Genomic DNA, 2574 nt, shown 5'->3' on the forward strand with positions numbered 1-2574 from the left:
CGGGGGGGGGGGGGGTTCGTGGCGAGCGCGCGCGCGCCCCGGGGCTGGGGGGGGCCCGGCCCCCGCGCGGGGGGGTGCGGGGTCCCCCCCGCCCCCCCCCCCGGCCAGGAGAACGCGTAGTCGTGGGCCGCCTGGACGACGGTGCGGCCCTGATCGGCCACCGCCGCCCCGGCCGCAGCCCGTAATCGTGTGGTTAGCCGCTTACGTGGCGGTACTGGCGGGACCGATTCGGTGAACGAGCGACGCCGGCAGGCCAGCTCGTCGCAGCGCCAGCGGCGCTTTGGCCACACCACCCCCGGTCGGGGGGCCCCCGCCCCCCCAGACCCCCGCCCGGGGCCCCCCCCGCCCCCCCGCCCCCACGGTCGCCGAGCGGCAGTCCTGGACCATGGCCGGCATCTGCCAGGCCGGCGACGTCCTCGGCCTCATCGACGGGGACGTCGCCGTCATCGGCACGGACGTCACCGCCGCCGCCGAGACCGTCCTGGACCGCATGCTCCAGGCCGGCGGCGAGCTGGTCACCCTCGTCCTCGGCGACGAGGCGCCGGAGGAGATCGCCGACCGCCTCGAGACACGGGTCCGCGAGTCGTATCTCGCCGTCGACACGGTGGTGTACCGCGGCGGCCGGCAGGGGGCGCTGCTGCTCATCGGCGTGGAGTGAGGCAGGGAGTGAGGCGCACTGAGGCGTGCGCGGGGCGCGGAGCGAGACGCACCGCCCGACGCTCCGCGCGACACGCCCCCGCGCCGCCGGAGAGCCAGTAGTACCCGCGCTCACCGCTCCCGGAAGCCCGGCGCCTGCCGTGCCGGGCGCGAACGGTGTGCGGCCGGGCGCCGGCCTCGCCGAGGCGGTCACGTCCTTCCGGGCGGGCGGGCCCCGCGCCTGCCGCCGTCCCGCGGGAGAGCCGGCCGGTGCCCGCGCTCACCGCTCCCGCAGGCCCAGCATCTGCCGTGCCTCGGCCCGGCGGGCCCGGACGGTCTCGTCCTCGTCGTCGGCCCCCTCGTATGCCGTGAGCACCTCACGCGCGCGTGCGGCCGCCTCGTCCGGGCGGCCCAGGTCGGCCTCCAGCCATCCGGCGGCGAGCTCGGCCCCGGTACGGCTGTGCCGGGCGTCGTCGCCCAGCGAGCCGAACACCGCGACCGCGCGCACCGTCTCGGACAGCGCCTGCTCGAACGCGGTCCGGATCACCTCGTCCTCGGCCTCCTCGGACACCGAGCGGGCCAGCAGATCGCCGAACTGGCGGTGGGTGTGGCCGAGTTCGGCGGCCAGCCGGTCCCGTGCCGCCGCGTCGTCGCAGACCTCCAGGGCCGCCGCGCACTCCTCGACCGCGCCCGCCATCAGCTCCCGCGCCCCGGCCGGGCCGCCCTCGGCGCGCAGCGCCAGCCACGCGCGGGCCCGCCGCGAGCGGACGAGGCCGTGCACATTGCCCAGCGAACGCCACAGGTCGCCCGCGCGGGCGTAGGCCCGGTCCGCCTCGTCCGCCAGTCCCGCCTGCCCGAGGGACTCGCCGGCCAGGTGGGCGAGCGTCGCGTGGTCCTGCTGCTCCGGCCAGTGCCGGGCGATCTCGGCCGCCTGCAGCCGGCGCTCGGCGGCCGCGCGGTGTTCGCCCAGCTCACCCAGACAGTCCCCGAGCCACCACTGCGTCTGCACGATCGCCCCGTCGCCGTGCGTGTCGGCGTTCAGGTCGGGCAGCGCCGACTCCAGTACCTCCGCGGCCTCCGCGAACCGCCCCTGCCGCAGCAGGAAGCCGCCCAGCTGATGCCGCGCCCAGGCGCCCAGCGTGGCGCTCTCGCCCGCCTCGTCGGCCCAGTGCGCGGCCTCCAGGGCGTGCTCGGCCGCCTCCGGCACGGCACCCCGGCCGCCGATGACCTCGGCCAGCTGGAGATGCAGCTGGGCCCGCCCCGTCGCCTCCAGGTACGGCCCGCCGTGCTCCAGCGACGCCCGCAGCGCCCGCTCCGCCTCCGCCGTGTCGCCGAGCTCATGCGCGAGAGCGGCCACCCGCACCTCGTACTCCACCGAGAACCACGGCAGCCCCGCCTCCACGAATCCCCGCGCGGCCATCCGGAACAGGCCCGCGGCCCGCTCCGCGTCCCCGGTCAGCGCCGCCAGCTCGGCCAGCATCGCCCGCCCCTCGGCGGCCCGCGAGGCCAGCCGCACATCGCCGCCGGTGTGCCCCTGCACCAGTGCCAGAAGCTCCCGTACGGACCGATCGGCGTCAGGGACCGCGCCCGGGGCGCCCTCGTGCACCCGGCGCAGCAGGATCCGCGCCCGCCCCATCAGGACGGAGGCCGTCTGCCGCACGCCGGTGGCGTCGTCCGCGTACAGGGCGAGCACCTGGTCGTACGGATCCTCGACCGCCGCCAGCGCCTCGTCGACGTGGCCCGACAGGGCGCGCACGTACGCCGCACGCGCGCGTGCCGCCAGCGCCTCCCCGGGGTCGCCCGCCTCCGCGTACAGCTCGGCCGCCCGCTCGAAGAGCCCCGTGCCCTCCGGGCCGCGGTCCATCGCCTCGTGGTCGTCTCTCACCGCGCGGTCCCGCGCGTCACGCTCGACGCCGCCGCCCACGGCGGGGCGCGCGC

The 2574-nt window shown here is 78.4% G+C and carries 2 pseudogenes; one reads left to right on the forward strand and one right to left on the reverse strand.

Annotated elements, in window-relative coordinates:
• Positions 1-358: 358 nt before the first annotated feature.
• Positions 359-658 (forward strand): annotated as a pseudogene (locus ACFW2E_RS45025) (dihydroxyacetone kinase); the annotation flags it as partial.
• 258 nt (positions 659-916) lie between these two features.
• Here ACFW2E_RS45025 and ACFW2E_RS45030 read toward each other — a convergent pair.
• Positions 917-2574 (reverse strand): annotated as a pseudogene (locus ACFW2E_RS45030) (tetratricopeptide repeat protein); the annotation flags it as partial.

Source organism: Streptomyces sp. NPDC058964 (genome assembly GCF_042741275.1).
Classification (GTDB): domain Bacteria; phylum Actinomycetota; class Actinomycetes; order Streptomycetales; family Streptomycetaceae; genus Streptomyces.